The organism is Lysinibacillus sp. K60 (assembly GCF_019731275.1).
In the GTDB taxonomy this organism is placed as follows: Bacteria; Bacillota; Bacilli; order Bacillales_A; family Planococcaceae; genus Lysinibacillus; species Lysinibacillus capsici.
Genome location: NZ_JAASJR010000007.1, coordinates 137552 through 159587, shown reverse-complemented (window position 1 = coordinate 159587; position 22036 = coordinate 137552). Strand labels below are relative to the sequence as shown.

The 22036-nt window shown below is 38.3% G+C and carries 19 protein-coding genes; 16 read left to right on the top strand and 3 right to left on the bottom strand.

Features of this window, described 5'->3' with window-relative positions:
• Nucleotides 1–62: 62 nt before the first annotated feature.
• From HCH28_RS16245 to HCH28_RS16235, 3 genes are all read left to right on the top strand, one after another.
• A complete protein-coding gene (locus tag HCH28_RS16245; RefSeq protein ID WP_221682241.1) occupies nucleotides 63–557 on the top strand; it encodes a hydroxymyristoyl-ACP dehydratase in 495 nt (164 codons plus the stop codon).
• Nucleotides 541–987, top strand: coding sequence for a DinB family protein (locus tag HCH28_RS16240; RefSeq protein ID WP_221682239.1), 447 nt, complete (start codon nucleotides 541–543; stop codon nucleotides 985–987). Before HCH28_RS16245 ends, HCH28_RS16240 begins: the two co-directional genes overlap by 17 nt.
• A gap of 76 nt (nucleotides 988–1063) precedes the next feature.
• Nucleotides 1064–1810 (top strand): polysaccharide deacetylase family protein, encoded by a 747-nt coding sequence (locus HCH28_RS16235; protein WP_221682237.1) that lies wholly within the window; start codon nucleotides 1064–1066, stop codon nucleotides 1808–1810.
• Between the two features lie 43 nt (nucleotides 1811–1853).
• Here the strand turns inward: HCH28_RS16235 and HCH28_RS16230 are convergent, their stop codons facing one another.
• Nucleotides 1854–2132, bottom strand: coding sequence for a translation initiation factor 2 (locus HCH28_RS16230; protein WP_221682229.1), 279 nt, complete (start codon nucleotides 2130–2132; stop codon nucleotides 1854–1856).
• 583 nt (nucleotides 2133–2715) lie between these two features.
• On the opposite strand from HCH28_RS16230, the gene HCH28_RS16220 reads away from it, so the two are divergent.
• The 9 genes from HCH28_RS16220 to HCH28_RS16180 all read left to right on the top strand — a co-directional run bounded on the left by HCH28_RS16220 (nucleotide 2716) and on the right by HCH28_RS16180 (nucleotide 13924).
• On the top strand, nucleotides 2716–4230 hold the full coding sequence (locus HCH28_RS16220) for a lmo1851 family serine protease (protein ID WP_221682227.1): 1515 nt from the start codon (nucleotides 2716–2718) through the stop codon (nucleotides 4228–4230).
• A 68-nt stretch (nucleotides 4231–4298) separates the two neighbouring features.
• A complete protein-coding gene (locus HCH28_RS16215) occupies nucleotides 4299–5201 on the top strand; it encodes a CobW family GTP-binding protein (protein ID WP_221682219.1) in 903 nt (300 codons plus the stop codon).
• A 442-nt stretch (nucleotides 5202–5643) separates the two neighbouring features.
• Complete coding sequence (locus HCH28_RS16210) at nucleotides 5644–6333, top strand: CAP domain-containing protein (RefSeq protein ID WP_221682217.1); 690 nt, start codon at nucleotides 5644–5646, stop codon at nucleotides 6331–6333.
• Nucleotides 6334–6435: 102 nt separating this feature from the next.
• Nucleotides 6436–6747: a helix-turn-helix domain-containing protein gene (locus tag HCH28_RS16205; RefSeq protein WP_221682215.1), complete on the top strand. Its 312-nt coding sequence runs from the start codon at nucleotides 6436–6438 to the stop codon at nucleotides 6745–6747.
• A gap of 22 nt (nucleotides 6748–6769) precedes the next feature.
• The gene (locus tag HCH28_RS16200; protein WP_221682213.1) at nucleotides 6770–7252 is read left to right on the top strand and encodes a hypothetical protein; all 483 of its coding nucleotides are present in this window, start codon (nucleotides 6770–6772) and stop codon (nucleotides 7250–7252) included.
• Between the two features lie 71 nt (nucleotides 7253–7323).
• Nucleotides 7324–10278 (top strand): EAL domain-containing protein, encoded by a 2955-nt coding sequence (locus HCH28_RS16195; RefSeq protein WP_221682211.1) that lies wholly within the window; start codon nucleotides 7324–7326, stop codon nucleotides 10276–10278.
• A gap of 121 nt (nucleotides 10279–10399) precedes the next feature.
• On the top strand, nucleotides 10400–11833 hold the full coding sequence (locus tag HCH28_RS16190) for a spore germination protein (protein WP_221682209.1): 1434 nt from the start codon (nucleotides 10400–10402) through the stop codon (nucleotides 11831–11833).
• Nucleotides 11830–12858 carry a GerAB/ArcD/ProY family transporter gene (locus tag HCH28_RS16185; RefSeq protein ID WP_221682206.1) on the top strand — a complete coding sequence of 343 codons (1029 nt, stop codon included), beginning with the start codon at nucleotides 11830–11832 and terminating at the stop codon, nucleotides 12856–12858. Before HCH28_RS16190 ends, HCH28_RS16185 begins: the two co-directional genes overlap by 4 nt.
• Nucleotides 12848–13924 (top strand): Ger(x)C family spore germination protein, encoded by a 1077-nt coding sequence (locus HCH28_RS16180; protein ID WP_221682203.1) that lies wholly within the window; start codon nucleotides 12848–12850, stop codon nucleotides 13922–13924. The genes HCH28_RS16185 and HCH28_RS16180 overlap by 11 nt, the downstream gene beginning before the upstream one ends.
• A gap of 42 nt (nucleotides 13925–13966) precedes the next feature.
• On the opposite strand, the gene HCH28_RS16175 is transcribed toward HCH28_RS16180, so the two are convergent.
• Nucleotides 13967–15313, bottom strand: coding sequence for an MATE family efflux transporter (locus tag HCH28_RS16175; RefSeq protein ID WP_221682201.1), 1347 nt, complete (start codon nucleotides 15311–15313; stop codon nucleotides 13967–13969).
• A 171-nt stretch (nucleotides 15314–15484) separates the two neighbouring features.
• Between HCH28_RS16175 and HCH28_RS16170 the strand changes: the two genes are divergently transcribed.
• Nucleotides 15485–16561, top strand: a complete 1077-nt coding sequence (locus HCH28_RS16170) for an undecaprenyldiphospho-muramoylpentapeptide beta-N-acetylglucosaminyltransferase (protein WP_221682199.1) — start codon at nucleotides 15485–15487, stop codon at nucleotides 16559–16561.
• A gap of 80 nt (nucleotides 16562–16641) precedes the next feature.
• Here HCH28_RS16170 and HCH28_RS16165 read toward each other — a convergent pair whose 3' ends face one another.
• Entirely contained in the window at nucleotides 16642–17190 is a 549-nt protein-coding gene (locus tag HCH28_RS16165; RefSeq protein WP_004230128.1) for a GNAT family N-acetyltransferase, read from the bottom strand.
• A 542-nt stretch (nucleotides 17191–17732) separates the two neighbouring features.
• Between HCH28_RS16165 and HCH28_RS16160 the strand changes: the two genes are divergently transcribed.
• The 3 genes from HCH28_RS16160 (at nucleotide 17733) to HCH28_RS16150 (ending at nucleotide 21929) form a co-directional block, all read left to right on the top strand.
• A complete protein-coding gene (locus HCH28_RS16160) occupies nucleotides 17733–19760 on the top strand; it encodes a diguanylate cyclase domain-containing protein (RefSeq protein ID WP_221682197.1) in 2028 nt (675 codons plus the stop codon).
• A gap of 112 nt (nucleotides 19761–19872) precedes the next feature.
• Nucleotides 19873–20547 (top strand): response regulator transcription factor, encoded by a 675-nt coding sequence (locus HCH28_RS16155; RefSeq protein ID WP_004230122.1) that lies wholly within the window; start codon nucleotides 19873–19875, stop codon nucleotides 20545–20547.
• Nucleotides 20544–21929 (top strand): HAMP domain-containing sensor histidine kinase, encoded by a 1386-nt coding sequence (locus HCH28_RS16150; RefSeq protein WP_221682189.1) that lies wholly within the window; start codon nucleotides 20544–20546, stop codon nucleotides 21927–21929. The genes HCH28_RS16155 and HCH28_RS16150 overlap by 4 nt, the downstream gene beginning before the upstream one ends.
• Nucleotides 21930–22036: the final 107 nt, after the last annotated feature.

The following is a 22036-nucleotide window of genomic DNA, read 5'->3' as shown; positions in this document are numbered from 1 at the left end:
CGGCTCTCTTTCCTTCATATAATAAATGGAGTGAAAGTTTTAATATGAGAGGATGAGGAGGTTTGAGGGTCGCTTTTATAGAACACAAAGAAGAACAGCTACAGCCAGAGCAAGCGTTGGCGCATGATTTCTGTGATCAATTTGTGCAGAAGATGCATAAAAATATATTGCATAAACAGCTTGATGAGGATGTATATCAGTCCTATTTTGTTATCCTTCAACAACAATATACAAGGCAAGAGCTGCGATTTATTGTCCATTTGTTAAAGGTACAGGCAAATGAGATAATCCGCATGAAGCCCATGTTTATTACCATGAGTGGTGTTATTTTATCCGTGCTAACATTGCTAGCTACAACCATGAATAGCAAGCTCATGATCGGCATGTCACTTGTCCAAATCGTTGCATTAGCCGTCTTGAGTTTTAATGTCGCCATTATATGGATTTCCTTTAAAATTGAAATCGAACATAAGCGGGTGCAGGCAGTGATTGCATTATTAGAATATTACGTAACAATTGTTTCCGAAGGGAGTGACCTTCATGCAAAAGACAGTTGAACAATTACATTATTGGCTTATAAAAGTACCAGAAGTATTTCGTGTGATGACGGAAGCGGAAATAACACAACGACCTGCTCCAAATAAATGGTCCAAAAAAGAAGTAATTGGTCATTTATGTGATTCGGCTATTGTCAATCTCGAACGATTTCTTCAAATGCAGTATGAAGCTTCACCCTATGTAGTGACTACATACGACCAAGTACAATGGGTCGCGTTACAGGGCTATCAGGAATTACCAATAGAAGATATTTTAATGTTGTGGACAAGCATCAACAAAAAAATCATGTATGTACTGGACCACCTTACTGAAGAGACATTGGCCCAGCCATGTGTGTTGAATCAACAACAAAGAACGTTGAGATGGTTGATAGAGGAGTATATGCAACATCTGGCCCATCATATCCATCATCAAATTTTTAATGAATGAATGCGAAACATAAGCATTTTTTTAGGAAATCCTCAAATAATAAAGTACGAAAATAATTATTTGGGGACGTGAAAATGTGAAAAAGTTTTTATTGCTTTTACTACCACTTAGTCTAATCACGGTGTCGCTTTTTTATGTAAAAGTGAGTTCTTCTGAAAATAAAGGAAGAAAGTATTATGAGGAAGCAGGTCAAATTCTTTGGGAAATTCAGACAGATGAAAAAATCATTGCCTTAACTTTTGATGATGGGCCACATCGTAAATATACAGCGGAAATTCTTGATGTTTTAGACAAGTATAATGCAAAAGCAACCTTTTTTATTGTCGGTCAAAATGCAGAAAAAAATCCTGAGCTGATTACAAGAATGTATGACGAAGGACATGAATTGGCCAATCATACTTATACACACCCTTTAAGAACAAATGTTACCAATTTAATGAAAGAAATACAGCAAACAGATGAAGTGATTGCAGGGATTACAGGCTATCAGCCAACATTATTTAGACCAGTTGAAGGACAATATACAGATGCGATGATTGATGCAATTTCAAAAAAAGGCTATAAGGTTGTTATGTGGTCTTGGCATTTAGATACGCTTGACTGGAAAAGCCCTGGTGTTCATCGCATCGTGAATACGGTTTTAAAAGGTGTGAAGGCAGGTAATATTGTCCTATTTCATGACGGTGGGGGAAATCGAGCACAAACGGTTCAGGCAATGGAACAAATCATACCAGAGCTTGAAAAACAGGGCTATCAGTTTGTGACAGTTTCTGAATTATTGGAAATCCAAAGGACACATAAGAAAATGGAAAAAAAACAGTAGTGTTGAAGCTGAAACGTCTTCAACACTTTTCTTTATGTAAAGGTTATTTAAGCATTTTTTTGATTTCTTTAAGCTCAGCAATTAAATAATCAATTTGTTTCTGCATATTATCTATTTTAACTGTTTGATTCCCATTTCCATTGCCATTATTAGGTTGAGAAGAATCATTGTTCGCGTTTTGGAGCGCTTCTAATGCGAGTCCCGCTGCAATGGTTTGTAAACCATCCCCTAATGTTGAAATGGCTGTGCCAATATAGGCTAGCTTAGCCGCATAAATTTCTATGGATTCATTGCCTTGGCTCGGTTTATTATTTCTCCCCATTATTCTTCCTCCTTACATTTGTCATTACTTGCATCATATGCGACAACAAGTGAAAAGGCGATTCCGATGATCGTTGAATGATTCACTTAAAATGGTAAAATTAGTACAATCAACGGATGGGGGGACTAGCATTGACACAACATATAGAGCTGATTGAAATGAATAGTGAGCTGTTAGAGGGGAAGGGCAGCTTTTGTTTACGAAGCAAGAAAAAAACAAAAGGCTATGATTAACCGTGCATTCCGTATATAAAAAACTGCAAAAACTCATGAATAATTCCTGATAGGATGCAACTTTTTTGGACACTGGCACGTTATATTCTTATAGCATTTCTATGATTCTTTGAGTTTTTTGTTGACTGCTACTAGGAAATGAGTAAAATTAAAAGGCAGTACCATAATATGCCTAAACTTAGTAGTATGATGGCTGAATAGGTGTTGGAATGCTAGTTAGAATGAAGCATGATCGGACAAGGTCTGTCATGAAATTTTGACAGTCTTTTTCTTTTCGTCTTCTGGATAACCTGTTAAGATGGTAGTAGTGTGACAACAAGTTAGTGTAAATGAGAGTGGTGACAATCAAGATGGATGAACAGAAAAAAGAAAGTACAGAACAGCAGCAGGAGCCGACTCCAGCTGAAATAAAGCCAGCAGGACAATTTATACAACTGAAACCGTTTAAATTTATCATGCTAATGTTCTTTACAATTCTTATTACGGCAGGTTTAACAATATTTGCGTTAACCTTTGGTGATAAGAAAGTAGTAGAAGTGAAAGTTCCGATTGAACGAGAGGAATTTACAAAATTATATGAAGCATTTGATTTACTGAAAAATAACTATTACCAAGATATTGACGATGAAAAAGTGGTCGATGGTGCGATCAATGGTATGTTTGATGCATTAGGCGATCCTTATTCCGATTTCATGGTAAAGGAAGAAGCGGATCAATTTAATTCTGGCTTATCTTCGAGCTTCCAAGGAATTGGTGCAGAAATCCAAGAACGTAATGGTTATATTACAGTTGTGTCACCTATCAAAAATTCTCCTGCTGAAAAGGCAGGCTTATTACCAAAAGATATTATCTTAACAGTTGATGGGAAAAGTATTCAGGGCTTAAGTGCAACAGAGGCAGTTGCACTGATTCGTGGCGAAAAAGGAACACCCGTAAAATTAACGGTAAAACGTGGCGAAAATACGGAACCTATTCAAATGACGATTGTTCGTGATGACATCCCAGTCGAAACCGTTTATGGTGAAATGCTGGATGGCAATATTGCCCATATTCAAGTTACATCATTTAGTGAACAAACTGCCCAAGAGCTTGAAAAAATCCTTACTGAGTATGAAGGCAAAGGAATGAAGGGCATTGTATTAGATTTACGTCAAAATCCTGGTGGCTACCTAAAGGCTGCAGTCGATATCTCTAATTTCTTTGTACCAGAAGGAAAGGCGATTGTGCAGGTACAAGAAAAAGATGCGGAGCCTCAAATTACAAATGCCATTGCAGGTAAAAAATATAACCTACCGATTACGGTACTAGTTGATAGTGGCAGTGCTTCAGCCTCTGAGATTTTGGCAGGAGCATTAAAAGAGTCAGTTGGTGCTAAAGTTGTTGGTGAAACATCATTCGGTAAAGGAACTGTCCAAAATGTTACACCATTAAAAGACGGCTCTAATTTGAAATTTACGACAGGTAAATGGTTAACACCGAAGGGCAACTGGATTAATGAAAAAGGAATTGTGCCTGATGTCAAAGTTGCGTATCCATCCTATGCCTCTTTACCATACTTGAATGCCTCTTTAGAAATGAAGACAGGCCTACAATCTGAATCTGTGAAAGCAGCAGAGGAGATGCTTCAGGTGCTAGGGTATGAGCCTGGTGAAGTAGATGGGATCTTTGATGACAATACCGCACAGGCAGTAGAAAAACTACAAGCAGCGAACAACCTTGAAGAAACAGGCATTCTAACAGGTAATACAACGTATGCATTAATGGATGCGTTACGTGCAAAAATGAAAGCTGATGATCCTCAGTTACTAAAAGCGAAAGAGCTTCTTGTAGGAACAGCCGAAAAAACAGAGGAAACAACAAACTAACAATGTAGCTGTCGCAACAGTTGTCTTTCACGGCATCTGCGACAGCTTTTTTTATAGGAGGAGCTAACATGAAAGATGTGTACCTATTTAGTGGCTTTTTAGGGAGTGGCAAAACATCCATGCTGACAGATGTCATTCGCCAGCTAAAAGAAAAGAATTTAAAGCCTGCTGTTATTATGAATGAGCTCGGGAAGCTACCATTTGACTCACAGGCAGTGGAAAAAGATATCCCGCTCAAGGAGATGCTAGAGGGCTGTATTTGCTGTTCAGGTGCTGAAAAAACAGAGGCACAAATTCAATCTCTTCTATTAGATAGTGATTTTGATGTGCTCATTATCGAAACAACAGGTGCAGCACATCCTGTAGAAGCTTTGGATGCCGTTTTTTCACCGCTTTTTGCAGATCAGCTCAATGTGAAAGGTATTATTACGGTGGCGGATTCTAAGCTCTGGCTACACCGTGATACGTTAACACCTCAAGTGCGCTCTTTATTTCTAGAGCAAATTCGCCATGCACATCTATTATTAGCAAATAAAACAGACTTATTAACAGAGGCAGAGCAAGGTCAGGTGGTCTATGAACTGCAGGGCTTAAACCCCCATGCCTTTATACTGCAAACAACAAATGGACGTGTACCACTCAGCTTATTAGAGGGGCTGAAGGCAACGACACAGGTCGATAAAGCAGATATAGTTAAAGCACCAATAGCCTCAATGCAGCTAGGCTCTCGCTTAATAGATTTCACAGATCAGGAATTTACACAGGAGCAGTTTGAAGATTGGGTGCGTGCATTACCTGAAACGATTTATCGTATGAAAGGCTATGTACCAATTAAGGGCATCAAAAACCCAATGTTGTTCCAATATGCTTATGGAATGGTGCAATGGCTCCCAGAATATCTAAAAATGCCAGCAAAACTTGTTATTATTGGAGAGAATGTCATTTCTTTACCTGTTATTGGGACCAATTGAAGAATAAAGCAACCTGTGAATTTTGCACCGGAACAACCCGTGTAGCTTTACACAGGTTGTTTTATTTTTATGTAAACGGAATGTAACGATTTTGTAACACGATTGTAATATTAGGCTATCATAAGGCTACGACACTAGCCATCTCTAGGGTGATGCAAAGAGAAAAATGAAGCAAGGCGGTTAAAAAATGAGTGTATAAAACATACATTTTTTATTCATATTAGCTGTTTATTTTCTAAAATATTTACGAGTTTAGGAGGGGTGTCAACCCTCTTTCAAACGTAAGTATTTCATAGATTGGTGAAACCTGCTAAAAAATAACGCGAAAAAAACGTGGTTTTTCGCGCATTTTCTTCTTCGTTGGTGCAGTTAGCAGATGTTGGTAAGATTTTAATGAAAATCATCCCTTACGATTAGTGGCAGAGAAGGAGGAATTGCAAACATGAAAAAAACACTAACTGCAATTTGTGCAACATTTCTTTTAGCAGCTCCAATTCAAATAGCTTCTGCTGCTGCCAATACAACAGAGGGGAATTCCGTACAGCAATCAACAAACTGTAATGTTTATTATTATAAATGGTCAAACAATAATCATAAGTGGACGATTAAGCTTCCACAGGCATCTACACCATCTAATGAGACGCCAACAACAAATAATACAACACCAACAAAGCCAAATAATAATCAATCATCACAAAATGAAAAGCCAGCAACACCACCAACTACTTCAACACCATCAACAACAACTTCAGATGTGAACGCATTTGAACAAGAGGTAGTAAAATTAACAAACGCTGAGCGTACAAAAGCTGGTTTATCACCACTTCAAACAGATGCAAAATTAATGGCTGCAGCTCGTGAAAAATCACAAGATATGCAAAGTAAAAACTATTTCTCACATACGAGCCCAACATTTGGTTCACCATTTGATCGTATGAAAGCTTTAGGCATCGCTTATAAAGCTGCAGGTGAAAACATTGCTCAAGGTCAACGTTCACCACAAGAAGTAGTACAAGCATGGATGGATTCACCAGGACACCGTGCGAACATTTTAAACGGTAAATTTACACACATCGGTGTAGGTTATGTGAAATCAGGTAACTACTGGACACAACAATTTATCCAAAAATAATCATTTATGAATAGAAAGATGCTCTACAAGTCTTTAAAGGCTTATAGAGCATCTTTTTTTATTGAATTAATGGTAAAATTTGATGAGAAAGGGAGGATAGAATTGAAACAATATAGCATAGCAATGGCGATTTTCTCCTTAGCGGTGTCGTTTTTAATAGGAAGCTGGCTCATCGCCACTAGTTTAAAAGAGCAGCCAAAGGAATCCGTGCAACACCAGCTTTTGTCACAAGAAGAGGCAGCTGATTATTTAGGAATCAGTGTAGTGGAAGTGCTAAAATTAACAGAAGTGCCAGATGGATCAAATAGTTACATAAGCGAAATCCCTCATGTGAAGGTAGGAGACAAAGTCTATTATCCGAAGCAAGCCATTGATCGCTGGCTATTGGATATGGAATTAATCGTAGTACCTTAAGAAAAACACATGAACTATTTCTTTGGATAGGGGGCATCACCTAATAAAAAGAGCGCTTCACCCTCGAAAAGGAGCGGTTATCCTGAAAAAAAGAGCGCTTCACCCTCGAAAAGGAGCGGTTATCCTGAAAAAAAGAGCGCTTCACCCTCGAAAAGGAGCGGATATCCTGATAAGAAGAGCACTTCACCCTCGAAAAGGAGCGGATATCCTGATAGAAAGAGCGCTTCACCCTCGAAAAGGAGCGGATATCCTGAAAAAAAGAGCGCTTCACCCTCGAAAAGGAGCGGATATCCTGATAAGAAGAGCACTTCACCCTCGAAAAGGAGCGGATATCCTGATAGAAAGAGCGCTTCACCCTCGAAAAGGAGCGGATATCCTGATAGAAAGAGCGCTTCACCCTCGAAAAGGAGCGGATATCCAAATAAAAAGAGCAGTCCCCCTAAAAAAAGAGCGGTTCTCCAGCGAAAAAAGGTCGATGAAACTTTTCTTTCTCTTTTCTAAATAGTAGTTTTTAAACTGTATTTTGGGGGAATCGATAAATAAGTAGTGGGTAAAAAGTAGGGAGAGGTGAGATGGATGAAAAAGCCGAATCTATTAAAGCAATTTTTTACAAAGGAAGAAAGACCACATACGATTGCGCTGGCAACAGCTCAAGACCATGGTTTATTTTCATATGCCATGTCCTTTGCCAAGTATCACCCCGATATGATGATTGTGTTTTCGGCAGATGGCGAAATTATTTACGTCAATCAAGAAGCACTCTATGAACTATTACATGATCAACCTAGTCATGCTGAAGATTTCAAGAAAATTCTGACTGATGTAGATTATAAACGATTAAAAAGAGCGTTCAACCGAACATTACGAGGAAAGTCGGTCAAAATTGATATTGAAAGACTACAGCATCAAGGACAAAATCTAAGCCTAGTACTGACATTTATACCAATCAAAAATGACGACAATCAGGCGGAGGGGCTCTATTTAATCATTGAAGATATGTCCATGTATTCAGCCATGAAGCATCAGTTAATGCTCCATGAGAAGCATTTAAATTACGCCCAGCATATTGCGGCAGTTGGGAGCTGGGAGTACTTTATTCAGCATGACAAACTGTTTTGCTCGGATAATTTTTATCATATTTTTGGCTTTGCACGTTCAGATAACGATGGTATTGATCACGTTTTCCAGTTCATTCATCCAGATGATTATGAAAGGACATATGATGCATTTAATCATGCTCGAAAAGGGACTAATTTTGACAGTGACTTCCGAATTTATCACGGTAAAACCAATGAACTGCGTTTTCTACAGGCGGCCGCTGAAGTCATTTGGAAGGATGACAAGCCCTTTAAGATGATTGGGGTTGTCAAAGACGAAACGGCTTTCAAATTACTTGAGAAAACGCTAAATGATACATTAGCCAACTATCATTCTATCTTTGACAATTTAGATGCAGGGATTTGGATGCGAGATTCTATTCGTGGCAATATGCTGTTCGCCTCTAAAGGACTGGAAGGAATTCTAGGTATTCCATTAGCCAGGCTTTACGAAGACTCAGAAGTATGGATTAATATGATTCATCCTGCGCATCGTGAGGAAGTATTAGCGTATACAGATCATCTCGCTTCAGGCAAAAGCTATCAAGTGATTTATCGTATCCTAACGGGGGAGAATCAGACAAAGTGGTTACTGGAACAGATTGTGCAAAGACTAGATCAGCAAGGGGAGGTCAACCATATTTTCGGCTTAGTAACGGATATTACAAAGGAGATTGAACGGGAAAAGAAGCTTAATTATTTAGTGTATTATGATGAATTGACAGGTTTACCAAATCGCTTGAGCTTACATGATAAAGTTGATACCTTATGCTTAGCTGGCGAACCCTTCGCACTATTATATATTTCGATTAACCGCTTTCATATCTTAAATAATGCGCTAGGTACAAAAATTGGTGATGAGCTTCTGCGCACGGTGACCAACTACTTTTCAACACTAACAGATGATCACAGTTACATGGCACGTTTAGACAATCAGCATTTTATCATTGTCATTAAAAAATATGTGAGCAAGCAACATATTTACGCGCTAGCTAGCCGTATACTGAAAACCTTTGATACACCTTTTTCGATAAAAGACTATCGCTTGCACCTATCTGCTAGCATAGGTATTGCTTTTTACCCAGAGGAGGGCTTAACGAGAAATATTTTATTAGAAAATGCATATTCAGCTTTATGCTATGCGCAACAGCAGGGAAGGAATCGTTTTCATATTTATGCCTTTACAGAGGATATTACTTCCTATAAACAGTACGTGTTAGACCGAGATATGCGACAAGCCATGTTAAATGAGGAATTCGAATTATATTTCCAACCATTGGTGGAGCCGCAAAAGGGGGTTATCAACGGTGCAGAAGCGTTAATTCGTTGGCATCATAAAGAATGGGGCCTTGTGTCACCAGGTGAATTTATTCCATTAGCGGAAGAAAACCATATGATTCACATCATTACAGATTGGGTGATTAAAAAAGCATGTGTGTTGTTACAGCACTGGAAGCAGCAAGGGCATGTGCTGCGAACAATTAGTATTAAGATATCGCCAATCCGTCTGATGAAAAAGGGCTTTATTCAGTTTGTCCAAGAGCAATTACAGGTAAATTCGATTGACGCTCATTATATACAGTTCGAGATTAGCGAAAGTACCATCTTAAAAAATAGTACAAGTGTGATGGCCGTTCTCAAAGAATTACAAGACATCGGTGTTAAAATTGCTATTGGTGATTTTGGAACAGGCTACTCTTCCTTAGAATCATTGCGAACATTCCAACCAACGACACTCCATATCTATGAAGCGTTTATCCGTGAAATTCGTTATGATCGTCCGATTGAAAATGGACTCATTTCAACAACGATTTATTTAGCCAAAATGCTTGGTATTCAGGTTGTGGCAAAAGGAGTTGAAAGTTACGAGCAATTTATCTTTTTAAAGCAGCAAGAATGTGATTATTTGCAAGGTAGTATTTATACGAAGGCTGTTCCCGCGAAAGCCTTTGAAAAAATGCTGGTACAAGGCATTTTAACACCACAAAAAGCCATTGTTCATAAAAAACCTGTGGTGGAACGGCGCAAATATTATCGTTTTCAATTCCCGGCCTATGTGAAGGGCTTCATGACGATTATCGAAATGAATGAGCAAAAAATTAATATCGGTCATACGCCGATCATCATTGAAAATATTAGCTTAGGCGGGATGAAGATTCGCTCTTCTTTGAAGCTACCCGTTAATCAAACGATGAAATTTAAATTTAGCTTTATTTTAATGAATCAATCATTTAACCTAGAGGGTACTTTTAGATGGACCTTAGAAGAAAAATACCAAATCTATTCTTATGGCGTCGCCTTCAATTTGACGCAGGAGGATGAAGGAAAATTAGCCCCAATTATCAATCGAATGACAGCATTGCATAATCACCATGAAAAAATAGAGGGAACGCCCTTTATGTATGAGGATATTGAAGCTTATTTTAAAAAATAGCTGATCATGAAGATGCCCAAATGTTCTAGAGGGCATCTTTTTTTCATGGCGTGGAATCACACGAACTAAGCGTTTGAAATACACGAAAAATGCTTATACTCTCCAGTAGAGGAGGCGTTTTATGGATAAAGTGGAGTATATGATGAAAAGCCTACAAAAAGCATTCTACCATTCCTCGGATTTGACCGTCAGACAAATAGATTGGCATGAAGGGGACACGGCTATTTTATGCTTTTACGCTTCTCTTGTTGATGCGAAGGAAGTACAAAAAATACTGGATACGATTTATGCACGTTTAGATACAGAAAAACCTTTTTGGAGTGAAACCCTACTTACAACACTTGATAATTTTGCGCTACCGAAAGCGATTGAACGGGTCTGCCAAGGTGAAACGCTCGTGATTTTGCCTGATACGGGAAAAATGCTGACGTTAGCGATTACCAATGAAGTTCGTCGTAACCTTGAGGAGCCAAACAATGAACATATTCTGCGAGGCTCCCATGAGGGTCTTGTGGAGCGGGCGGATACCAATTTAACATTGATACGAAAACGAGTGAATAATCCCGCTCTTGTGGTCAAATCTTTTACAATTGGACAACAAACTAACACTAAAGCTTATTATCTCTATATGGATGGGGTTATACAGCCTGAAACCTTACAAGAGATGGAAAAGCGGATTGCGGACATTAAAATCGACTATTTTTATAGCATTGGCCAGTTAAGTGATGCACTAGAGGATTCCGTGTTATCGCCATTTCCACAATTGTTAAATACAGAGCATCCAGATCGTGTGGTAGCCCACTTAGTGGAGGGTAAGGTTGTGGTCATGACCAATATTTCGCCGTCTGCCTTGATTGGCCCTGTGACATTTTTCTCTTTCTATCAAACACCTGATGACTATAATAGTCGGGTAGTGGTTGGCTCTTTTTATAAAATAGTGCGTTTACTGTCGTTTGTAACGGCGGTTTTTTTACCAGCATTTTATATTGCTGTGATTAGCTTTCACTTTGAGGTATTACCCTTAGAATTAAGTAATCAAGTAAAAAATGATGTTAATGATATACCTTATCGACCGTTAATTGAAGCACTGATACTTGAGATTATTATGGAGCTCATTCGAGAATCAAGTATTCGTTTACCACAATCAGTAGGGCAAACGATTGGGATCGTAGGGGGATTAGTGATAGGAGATGCCATTGTAAGTGCGGGACTCGTGTCGAACTTAATGGTCATTGTTGTCGCCTTAACGGCCATTTCAAGCTATGTTGTCCCGTCTGTTGAATTGAATAGCACGATTCGCATGCTCCGTTTTCCGTTTATGCTACTTGCCTCATTATTTGGGTTTTTAGGCATTGTGGTAGGGGTTGTCATCCTATTAATTCATTTAATTAGTTTAACGTCATTGAAACAGCCGTATTTTTCACCTATCGTACCTTTTCAACCGAAAGCTGTTTATAAAATTTTTTTACGCTGGCCATTCATTAAACCGACAGTCCAAGTCACTTCCTTTCAACCACCGAAAGATGAAAAGGGAAAAAATGAGGATACACCATGAATTTTTCTCTATCAAAGGCACAATTTTTTTTACTACTCTTTATCATTCAGACAGGTGTTGTCTACATTGCCTTTCAAACACCGTTAATCATATACAGCCAACATAGTGCATGGTATGTCTTCTTCCTTGCTAGCATCTTCCATTACGGCTTGCTGTTATTTTTTGAACGCTATTATCAATTTTTCTTTTTAAATGGGTTCTTTCGCTGGGTCTATCTTATCTATTGGTTATTAATAACAGCTGTATTAATTGCCTATATGGGTTATGTTCTGGCCTCATGGGTCTTGCCCCAAACACCTGAATGGATTGTTGTCATGATGATTGTAGGGCTCTCTTTGTATGCCAATTTAGTTAGACCAGAAACCATCATCAATATTGGTGTCATGCTAATTCCTATCATTTTCCTCTTTGTCATTTTTTTAATGCTGGCTATTCCAGATTTAACGTGGAGTAATCTTTTTCCCGTTGAGTGGAACAATACTAGGCAAATCATGGCGGGCATGATTCATAGCATGTATGCTTATTTTGGAATTGAAATGTACCTCCTTTATCGTCCATTTCTCAAACAGGATGTACAAGTGAAGGGAAAGCCCTTATGGATTTACCAACTTGTCATTTTTATCTTTTATTTTATTTCGGTTGTCTTTACACAAATGTTCTTTGCTTTGGAGGAGGTTCAACTGATACCAGAGCCTATTATGTATATATTAAAATCACAGGAAGTGACTTTTGTAAAACGGCTGGATATTTTTTTCATCTATATTTGGCTTTCGTGGTCCATTGTTACGGTTATGATCTTTGGTTTGTCCTTTCGTGTGCTTTATTTGTCAAAAAAGCGAAAGCATCCGAAAAGATTTATTGTTATTTATCATCTTCTCTTAGCCATCCTACCGCTATTTGTCATGCAATTTCAGCGCATTGAGTTTATCAAAAATTCTATACACTACGTACTCATAGTGTTTACGATTCTACTACCAATGACGATAATTTGTTGGAATAAATGGAGGGGAAAACGTGTATCGTAAAGGGATTATGCTCCTCTTGTCTATGTTACTTTTAACTGGCTGTTGGGATGAACGACTTTATAAAAACGCTTCCGTTGTGACGCTCGTTGGGGTGGACGGATATATAGGGGCATACAAGGGATATTATGCCTATCCGAATACAGCAGCTCAGCAAAATGAAGTGATTGAAGCGGACGGTATTTCACCAAGAGATGTACGGAATCAAGCCAATTTAAAAGTAGAACAAACACTTGATTTATCTGAGCTATCGACCATCCTTGTATCGGATCAAACGGTAAGAGAGCCTCTTTATGATATTTTAGATATTTATTTTCGTGATCCCCAAAACCCGATTTCGATAAAAATAGCTGTAACTGAAGGGGATGTCAAGCCGTTTATTGAGCTAACAAAGGATTTAGCAGGGGGTGCAGGAGGCTATTATGAACGTTTTATGGAAAGCACAGAGGAAAATACAATTTTTCCGAAATTAGATTTACAGACGGTTGGCTCCATGCTATTTGAACAGACAATTGATATTGCACTACCTTATATTCAGTTAAGTGAGGATAAAAAGCATGCTGTTGCGGCAGGCGTTGCTTTGTTCTCAGGTCAAACGTTTACGGGTACAGTATTAACACCAAAACAATCGCTCACGATGCTTCTCTTAATGAATCAACCTAGCAAACAAGCACGGATGAGCTATATGTGGAAGCATGATGGAAAAGCGATGCCAATAACGGCTGATGTCATTCATATCAAGCGTCAATGGAGGGTGAATGAGGAATTAAAAAGAATAGACATGGATTATCTCATCGAGGTAGAAATTGAGGAATTTGCACATGACCATTTATATAAAGACCCCATTTTCAAGGAGGTTCAGCAGTTGATTCAAGACCATGTGCAGGCAGAGTTTGAGGAGGTTTTGCGAATTCTTCAAGTTCAGCAATCGGATATGTTGGGGATTGGTCGATATATTCGTGCCTATCACCCCAAGATGTTTCAGAAGGATTGGCATACTATCTATGCATCCTTACAGCTAGTGCCGTCTGTTCAAGTGAAAATCATTCGTACAGGTGTTTTACGCTAAAAAATCGCCTTTCTCAAGTTAGAGAAAAGCGATTTTTTGTCGTTAAACAGTGACTCTTTTTTGAACAATCAACAGACGGATTAAAAGAGTAACCGCACCCATTGTTAAACCTGCCACAAGGCCAATCCAATAGCCAAATGGCCCGAAATCCGTATGTGTGGCAAGGGTATACCCAACTGGCAAGCCAATCACCCAATAAGATATAATGGCCATGATAAACGTGATCATGACATCTTTATAGCCCCTCAATGCGCCTTGTACTGGTGCTTGTATCGCATCAGATAGCTGGAAAATGGCTGCGTAGACTAAAAATTGTACGGCATATTCAAGTACCATCTTATCTGTCGTATACATATGTGCTACAGGTTCACGTAAAATAAACAAAATACAAGCTGATATAAAGCTAAATAAAATGGCTGTGCCGACACATAGATAGCTATACATACGAGCATCTCGCATGCGACCAGCGCCGATCTCAAAACCTACTAATATTGTGACACCCATAGAAATACTGAGCGGAACCATGTATAACAGAGAAGTGAAATTGATAGCAATCTGATGGGCTGCGATGATTTCTGTGCTAAAATTACTCATCATCATGGTCACAGCAGAAAATATACTCGTTTCTGCAAATAGGGATATACCGATCGGTACCCCAATTAATAAAATTTCCTTCCATCGAAACCATTCAAGTTTAGGCCAATCATGAAACAGGCGGAATCGTTCGAACGGTACTCGTTTAGCGATGATCCATACAGTAATCATGAATATTAGCCAGTACGTTATTGCTGTCGCTACACCTGCCCCGATGCCGCCAAGCTTAGGTGCACCGAATTTGCCGAAAATAAAGATATAGTTCAGCATGATATTAATTGGCGTTGTCATTAAGGTAATGATCATCGTGACCCGTGTCTGACCAAGAGCGTCAATAAAGCAACGCATCACAAAAAATAAGAAAAGTGGCAAAAGACCAGCACACATCGCATAGATGTAGCCTTTTGCAATGTTATGTACAGCAGATTCTAAGTTCATCTTACTAAGTATCCAATCAATGCCAAAGAAGAGTCCTGTAAAAATAAGGATCGCTAGCAATATGGCGACATAAATGCCTTGCTGGACTGCCTTTTTTGCATCCATCTCTTTTTTCGCTCCCACAAGCTGGGAGACAATTGGGGTAATAGCTAGGAGTATACCTGAAAGTCCAGTATAAATCGGCATCCATATGGAGGAACCAATCGAAACACCTGCTAAATCAACCGTCCCGTAACGACTAGACATTAAAATATCAAAAAATGAAATAAGATAAATAGCTACCTGTGTCACTAAAATAGGGACAATCATTTTTAAAAGCAGCACGTATTTTTCCTTAATTGTGGATGTTTGATACATATTTTCTACTTCCTTCATGAACATAATGAACAAGTATAGCATATGTAAAGAGAGAAAAGCTGAAATTTTCATGCTTCATCTATATCTTTTCGTCAGCATATAGTAAAATAGAACACTGTAAACAAAAAGTAGTGCTAACTACAATGGTTTTTAAGGAATAGGAGAATTTGTGTGAAACAACAAACAATCATTTTAACCGGTGGTGGGACAGCTGGCCATGTATCGTTAAATCAGGCGATACTCCCGTCTTTACTAGAACTTGGTTATGATGTCCACTATATTGGCTCAGAGCAAGGTATTGAAAAAGAATTAATTGGCGAGGCGTTCCCCGATGTTCCGTTTTATGGCATTGCGAGTGGTAAATTGCGTCGTTATTTTTCCATGAAAAATTTTACAGATCCATTTAAAGTGCTTGCTGGAATGATGCAGGCTTTTCGTATTATAAAAAAAGTAAAGCCACAGGTTGTCTTTTCAAAGGGAGGGTTTGTCTCTGTACCCGTTGTGATGGCAGCGAAATTAGCAGGTGTGCCAGTCGTCATCCATGAATCTGATGTCACACCTGGTCTTGCCAATAAAATAGCCTTACCTTTTGCTTCACATGTATTCACGATTTTTGAAGAAACACTGAAGCATTTACCTCAAGAGAAGGCTACTTGCACAGGCTCCATTATTCGTCCTGAGTTATTTGAGGGAGAAAGAGCAAGGGGGCTATCTTTCTGCGGCTTTTCTACTTTAAAGCCTGTTTTACTTGTTATGGGAGGGAGCTTAGGCTCTGTTATCTTAAATGAGGCACTACGTAAAAACTTACCAGAGCTCCTCAAACAATTTCACATCATTCATTTATGTGGGAAGGGGAATTATGATCAAGCACTGGAGGCAATGCCAGGCTACAAGCAATTTGAGTATGTGACAACAGAGTTACCTGATTTACTGCATGCTGCAGACTTTATTGTGTCACGAGCAGGCTCTAACTCCATTTTTGAATTTTTAGCGCTTCACAAGCCGATGCTATTAGTACCTCTCTCAGCGCAAAAAAGCCGTGGGGATCAAATTTTAAATGCCAACTTGTTTAAAAAACAAGGTTACGCAGAAGTGCTACAGGAAGACGAGTTGACAAAGGAATCTTTTATGAAGTCTGTTCATACACTAACAGAGCGTAAAGTGGAAATGGTGGAGACAATGGCAAAAACGCAAAAACCAAAAACACCAGATGAAATGGCGTCATTAATTTTACGGTATAAGAAATAAGTGCTATTTGAAAAAAGAAAAGAAGCTATGAGGTAGGTCGAAATGACAAAACCTTATAGCTTCTCTTTTATATATACACACTACATTGCTTGCTCTTCGCCTTCTTGCATTTGATGTGCTGTTGTTAGGTAGAATAAATCTTTTGGTATTTTAAATAAATTAAATTGTGCCTCACCGCTATTAACCTGCGCTAATAATGTTGGATGACTTTCATTGGCACTCACCACATAAGGAAGCTTTAAAGCAGCACGCTGTGATTTTAAATTTTCAACACGTATACGGAGAAAGACCGTATGAAAATTATAGTCAAAAAATAACTCGTTCAAAAATAACATTTTTGCTTTTTGATTATAACCTTTACCTTGGTAAGGGAGTCCAATCCACGTTCCTAGAAAGCCTGCACCGTCCTCCACATCGTGAATACTAATGGTGCCGATTGGTTGACCCCAATCATCAGTTATGGTCCTCGAGATAGCGAGTCCTCTCGCTTCCTCTTCAATCAGTTGTTTTGTCATAAACCAATATTCATCAGCGGATGTGGCTTTTTGACGGACAAAAGGGAATACAGAAGGGTGTGATAATAGCTCATAAAGCTCTGTACATTCATGCAGGTCTCGATGTTTAAGCATACGAAACGCCTCCTTTACTAGGGTAGTTAAAACAATTCCGTTGAAGCATAAAGAAGAAAACTAAAATTCGTACTGGAATTAAAACCCAAAGAACTAGACGTTATAACTATGATATTCCATAATCTCCCGCTGTCTTACTGATTTCGACCATACCGAAAAAAGGCTAGTTTTTTAAATATAATATAACATATTATCTGTTCGATGCAATCATTTTGCTCGTAAAAAAACAAAATTTGAGGTTAATTGTCAGTATATTCTGACAAGTGAAGCGAGATTATCCATAAAATTGTTGTTTTATAGCCTTAAGTCTAACCTATCAATTTTATCTAATATTAATCATTTATCTACATCTTTAGTAGGATTGGTTGCTTGTTAGAATAGGTAATATATCAAATATTATCCTTAAAAGGATATAATTTTTATGATTCTAGAAAGGTAATTTTTTATTTTTATGTTATAATAGTAGTATTATTTTTATTCTAACAACACATACATACGAACATTTCTATCATGATGGCAATGGCTTTTCTGGAGGTGACAGCATGGAGTATATTTTAAGCGAAGATTTCTTTAACTCATTATTTATTGGCAAGGATTTTGTTTTTCTCGTGAAAAAAGTAGGGGACGATTATCAATATATTCGCTTAAATCAAGCAGCTCAAGATCTGTTATCGAATGAGGCGATTGGCAAAATGATTTCGACCGTTACCTCAAAGCGTAATTTTTTGATCATTCAGAAAAATTACCATGAGGCCATTAGACAACATAAACAGGTTGACTATGTAGATTATGCATATGTTCAATCGGAGGTTCGTAAATATGAAACATCCGTCAGACCGTTGAAATATAAGAATGAAGACTATATATTAGCCATCACGAAGGAAATACTCTATGACCGCAGTATTGAAGATAAATTTTTATTTATGCGGTCCATGTTTGACCATGCCTTTTTCTCAACAGTCATTTTATCGGCTGAAGGAATGATATACGAAGTGAATTCAAGCTTTATGGAAGATTTTCAATTAGATAATGAAGCCGTCAAACAGAAAATGTTTGTGGATTTACCGATTATTCCAAAGGAAGAAGTTGAACAAATTAAAATTTGTTTGCAAAAAGCTGCAAGAGGGGAAAACGTTGGTGAGAAGTTTATTAAATTGCATACATTGGACCAGCAGGAACGTATGTATTTACTGTCACTATCACCAGTGATGCAGGATGATAATTCATTTGCCATTTTTCTTATCATGCAAGATTTTACACAATTTACTTTACAAAAAGCAGAATTACGTTCGAAGTCTCATGGACTAGAGGTCTTTAAATCTGCATTAAATTCAGCTACGGCCATTGCTGTATTAGATCGTAAGGGTAACATTACCGAAGTGAGTGAGATGTTTTTACAGGCTTCTGGCTACACGGCGGAGGAGTTAATCGGTCAGCCCTACGCATTGATCGAACCTCGATTCCGTGGGCAAAACCTTTTTCAAATAATTGAAGATAAGCTGGATACGATGGGAATGTGGCGTGGAGAACTTTGCTATCGAACGAAATATCATGCCGATTACTGGGTAGAAGCTACCATTGTTCCATTAAAAGATGAGTTTGGTCAAATTGAACAAATTTTAACCATTAACTATGATATTACGGATAAGAAAAGAATGTTCACAGAATTAAAAAATATTGAACGTACTTTCCGACTTATCACAGAAAATACAAATGATTTAATTGTGATTACTAATGAAGATGGCATCATTATTTATGCTTCCCCGTCCTATGGTATTTATTTAGGTTATGAAAATGTAGAGCTACAAGGACAGTTTTACAGTGACATTATTGATCGAGAAAGTAAAGACGAATGGCAAACATTCTTAAATAATTATACAGGGCAAACAGATTCGCAGTTTGAACTTTTACTGAAGGCGAAAGATGGAACCCCGATATGGACAGAAGGAAATGTCACGGTTGTGCATGATCCTGAACGTGAAAAAGTTTCCCAAATTATGATGGTGTCTCGTGAAATTACGCATCGCAAAGAAAGGGAAAATGATTTGCTATATCTAGCGTATCATGATGCTTTAACTCAGCTACCTAATCGGCGTTTTTTAGAAAAGGAGTTTCCTAAAATCCTAGCAGAAGCAAATGAAAATCAAACCTGTGTGGCGATGCTCTATATAGACGGTGATGATTTTAAAGAAGTAAATGATCACTTTGGCCATGAGACTGGCGATGCGTTTATTCAGCGATTCGGCAGTTCCTTGAACAAAACTGTTCGTAGCCATGATATGGTTATTCGAATAGGTGGCGATGAATTTATTGTCATCTTAACGGGCTTAACAAGAGATCAAGAAAAAAGACATCATCAAATTATGCATATAATTCGACGCATACGCGATGAATTAGCAGAAGGCTGGATGATAGAGGACCATCTTTTTACACCAACTGCTTCAATTGGCATTGCCTATTACCCAGACCATGCTCAAACATTGGATCAGCTAATGGATTTAGCTGACCAAGCATTATATAAATCAAAAGAGTCGGGGAAAAACAACCTCTCTATTTCCGACATACACTAAAAAGTCTGTCCACAAGGTTTTCCTTGTGAGACAGACTTTTTATTTGATGTTATGCTATAACAGTATAGGGATAAAAATCCTACATCGTTATTTTGGAATAGAAGGTGATACGATGCCTAAGAAGATATTGTTGGTAGAAGATGAAAAGCATATCGCTCGTTTTGTGGAACTTGAATTACAACACGAAGGCTATGAAGTGAAAACTGCCTTTGATGGTCGAGAAGGATTGTCTTTGGCAACGTCGGAAAATTTTGATGTACTTTTACTGGATGTGATGTTACCAAGTATTAATGGGATAGAGATTTGCCGCCGTATCCGAACACAATCACAAGTGCCGATCATTTTATTAACGGCACGAGATGCTGTGATGGATCGTGTAGCAGGACTCGATGCTGGGGCTGATGACTATATCGTCAAGCCATTTGCGATTGAAGAGCTGCTGGCTAGAATACGGACGATTTTACGTCGTGTCACGCCAGAGCAGACAAACAGTGAATCTTTATGCCTACGGGATATTGAAATAGATGTAGCTGCCTATGAAGTTTTCGTTCAGGGGAATAAACTTGATCTAACAAAGACAGAATATGACTTATTGAAACTATTAATCGAGCACAAAAATAGAGTATGCACACGAGAGCATATTTTAACATCCGTTTGGGGCTATGATACGGATATCGAGACCAACGTGGTAGATGTTTATATCAGACATTTACGTACAAAGCTCCCTGGGGCGATGAATGATTATATTGAAACCGTTCGCGGTGTTGGGTATGTGATGCGAGAATGAATAAGTTAAGAAATTATTTACGTCATCAGTCCCTGCAAAAAAAATGGATGCTGACCTCAAGCAGTGTCATCTTTATTAGCTTTACGATTATTTGTGTAGTCGTCTATCTTTCTCTGCATACATGGTTATTAAACGATGAGGAGAGTAAGGTCAATCGGACAAGTAAGGATATCATTTCTTTTTTAGAGTCCCAAGGTCCTACAATTACCATTCAGCAAATTCAGCACAATACGGGCTTGCTCAAATCGATTGCGGATCGTGATGAGACGGTCCGAATATTTAATGCTGATGGGGTGGATATTTTACGGATCAATGATACCTCAGCTGCTGCACCACTTAATTCGTTGCAAGAAATTTTTGAGATGACCATTGATAAGCAAGATGTGTTGGTCATCAATGAACCGATTCGGATGGGTTTTTTCCAAGGCTATATTCAAGTGATTCACCCGTTAACTAGTTTTCAATCTCTCATGCGTTATCTCTTGACAGCCATGCTGATTGCAGGGTTAGGAGCCTTAGTGTTATCTGGCTCTATTGGCTATTATCTCGCGAACTATTTAATGAAGCCACTGCACGAATTGCGAGCATCCATGAAAACTGTGATGGATCAAGGATTTAACGAGCCTATACAGCTATCCTATACATCACATGACGAAATTGGTGATTTACTGAAGATGTACAATGCCATGATGAATGAGCTGCAAATCTCATTTACCCAGCAGCAACAATTTGTCGCCGATGCTTCTCATGAGCTGCGTACGCCCATTCAAGCAATTGAAGGGCATCTTTCTCTTTTAAAAAGATGGGGCAAACATGATCCTGCTATATTAGAGGAATCCATTGATACCTCCTTAACAGAAATTGCTCGTATGCGCAAAATGATTGAAGAATTATTAGAACTTGCACGGCGTGAGGAAAAAGATGAAACAAGTGAGGCCGATGCACTAGTGGTCATCGAAGCAGTGATGGATGAGGTAAAGCTTGTTCATCCTCAAGCGCGAATGTCGCTGTCGAAACATGGTGAAATAGGTCCGTTATTTATTACCGAAAATGCACTAAGTCAAATCGTTCGTAATATAATAGAGAATGCTATTCGTTATTGTGAAAAAATTCCTGAGATACAAATTTCTATTTCTGTTGCTGGAAATTATGCATGTTTAGAAATTACTGATAATGGTATAGGAATAGCACAAGACAATATTCCGTTTATCTTTGATCGTTTTTATCGAGTGGATGAAGCAAGAAATCGCCAAATTGGTGGAACAGGCTTAGGGCTTAGTATTTCGAAGATGTTACTTGAAAAATATAATGCCACAGTAGAAGTCAAGAGTGAGGTTAATATTGGAACCGTTTTCTTGCTGAAAATCCCGCTAAAATATTAAGAAAAATACATGCTTTATTTCATTATTCTATCCTTTGCGAAAAAAATTGCTTAATTTGCTAAAAAGAGTTGTATTTTTTGTGAAGAGTAGTAAGATTGAGATGGAAA

What these genes read in the sequence shown, in the direction of transcription:
- HCH28_RS16240 (WP_221682239.1), top strand. Translation starts at nt 541, where the DNA reads ATGCAAAAGACAGTTGAACAATTACATTATTGGCTTATAAAAGTACCA.
- HCH28_RS16230 (WP_221682229.1), bottom strand. Translation starts at nt 2,132, where the DNA reads ATGGGGAGAAATAATAAACCGAGCCAAGGCAATGAATCCATAGAAATT.
- HCH28_RS16220 (WP_221682227.1), top strand. Translation starts at nt 2,716, where the DNA reads ATGGATGAACAGAAAAAAGAAAGTACAGAACAGCAGCAGGAGCCGACT.
- HCH28_RS16215 (WP_221682219.1), top strand. Translation starts at nt 4,299, where the DNA reads ATGAAAGATGTGTACCTATTTAGTGGCTTTTTAGGGAGTGGCAAAACA.
- HCH28_RS16210 (WP_221682217.1), top strand. Translation starts at nt 5,644, where the DNA reads ATGAAAAAAACACTAACTGCAATTTGTGCAACATTTCTTTTAGCAGCT.
- HCH28_RS16195 (WP_221682211.1), top strand. Translation starts at nt 7,324, where the DNA reads ATGAAAAAGCCGAATCTATTAAAGCAATTTTTTACAAAGGAAGAAAGA.
- HCH28_RS16190 (WP_221682209.1), top strand. Translation starts at nt 10,400, where the DNA reads ATGGATAAAGTGGAGTATATGATGAAAAGCCTACAAAAAGCATTCTAC.
- HCH28_RS16185 (WP_221682206.1), top strand. Translation starts at nt 11,830, where the DNA reads ATGAATTTTTCTCTATCAAAGGCACAATTTTTTTTACTACTCTTTATC.
- HCH28_RS16175 (WP_221682201.1), bottom strand. Translation starts at nt 15,313, where the DNA reads ATGTATCAAACATCCACAATTAAGGAAAAATACGTGCTGCTTTTAAAA.
- HCH28_RS16165 (WP_004230128.1), bottom strand. Translation starts at nt 17,190, where the DNA reads ATGCTTAAACATCGAGACCTGCATGAATGTACAGAGCTTTATGAGCTA.
- HCH28_RS16160 (WP_221682197.1), top strand. Translation starts at nt 17,733, where the DNA reads ATGGAGTATATTTTAAGCGAAGATTTCTTTAACTCATTATTTATTGGC.
- HCH28_RS16155 (WP_004230122.1), top strand. Translation starts at nt 19,873, where the DNA reads ATGCCTAAGAAGATATTGTTGGTAGAAGATGAAAAGCATATCGCTCGT.
- HCH28_RS16150 (WP_221682189.1), top strand. Translation starts at nt 20,544, where the DNA reads ATGAATAAGTTAAGAAATTATTTACGTCATCAGTCCCTGCAAAAAAAA.